The sequence below is a fragment of the Corallococcus llansteffanensis genome, from assembly GCF_003612055.1.
Lineage (GTDB): Bacteria > Myxococcota > Myxococcia > Myxococcales > Myxococcaceae > Corallococcus > Corallococcus llansteffanensis.
In genome coordinates this window covers 1-850 of sequence record NZ_RAWB01001100.1, presented here as the reverse complement: position 1 = coordinate 850, position 850 = coordinate 1, and the positions used below count along the sequence as shown (strand labels likewise).

The following is an 850-nucleotide window of genomic DNA, read 5'->3' as shown; positions in this document are numbered from 1 at the left end:
GTCCCGCCAGGTCCAGGCCTTCGAAGGACTGGGCCATGGTGGGAGCCGCCCACGCGAGCGTGAGCCCGAGGACGGCGAGACGGAGGAGCCGGTGGGTGCGCATCATGAGTCTTAGGAACCGGAGGGGAAGAAGAAGGACAGGCCCAGCTCGAAGAGGATCTGGTTGCGGAGGTACGTGGGCGTGGGCTCCCGGCCCTTCTCCACGTAGATGAGGTCGCGCAGCTCCGTGCGCAGCGTCATCCAGCGGTTGAAGAAGAAGCGCAGGCCGACGCCCACGTTGCCGCCGGCTGTGAGGTAGGACTTGCTGCCCGCGATGGGCTGGCCGTCCACGAGCGTCGTCTCAGGGCCGCGGTACTGCACCACCGACGCGCCGACGATGCCGTACATGTCGAAGTGGACGAACTTCTCCGCCAGCAGCGACAGCTTGCCGTAGATGGGGGCCCACTGGACGTCCGCGCCGCCCAGCAGCGTGAGCTGCCCGGGGGCCTGGCCGTCCAGCTCGCCCTTGGAGGGAGCACGGCAGCCGCGGGTGTCGCTGCTGTCGCCGCCGAACTCGCAGATCTGCGCGGAGCCGGCCACGGTGTTCACCGCGTAGCCCGCGCGCAGGCCCACGCCCAGCGTCTCCGTGGGGTAGTACGTGAGCGAGGCTCCGAAGAGGTACTTCTTGTAGAACGCGTCGCGGATGGAGACGGACGCGGACGGGCTGATCTCGAAGCGGCCCTTCTTGAGGAACATGTGGCCGGACACCGGCCGGATGCGCTCGCGAAGGGGGCCCAGGGCGTCCTTGTCCACCTCGGACACGTCACCGGCCTCCTCCTCCTGGGAGGTGGCAGGCCCCGGCGGGGTGGCC

Annotated in this window: 1 protein-coding gene; it reads right to left on the bottom strand. The window is 69.4% G+C overall.

All coding sequences use genetic code 11. The features are described from left to right. Positions 1-111: 111 nt before the first annotated feature. On the bottom strand, positions 112-850 hold a 739-nt coding region (locus D7V93_RS43580; RefSeq protein WP_120648726.1), incomplete at its 5' end, for an outer membrane beta-barrel domain-containing protein.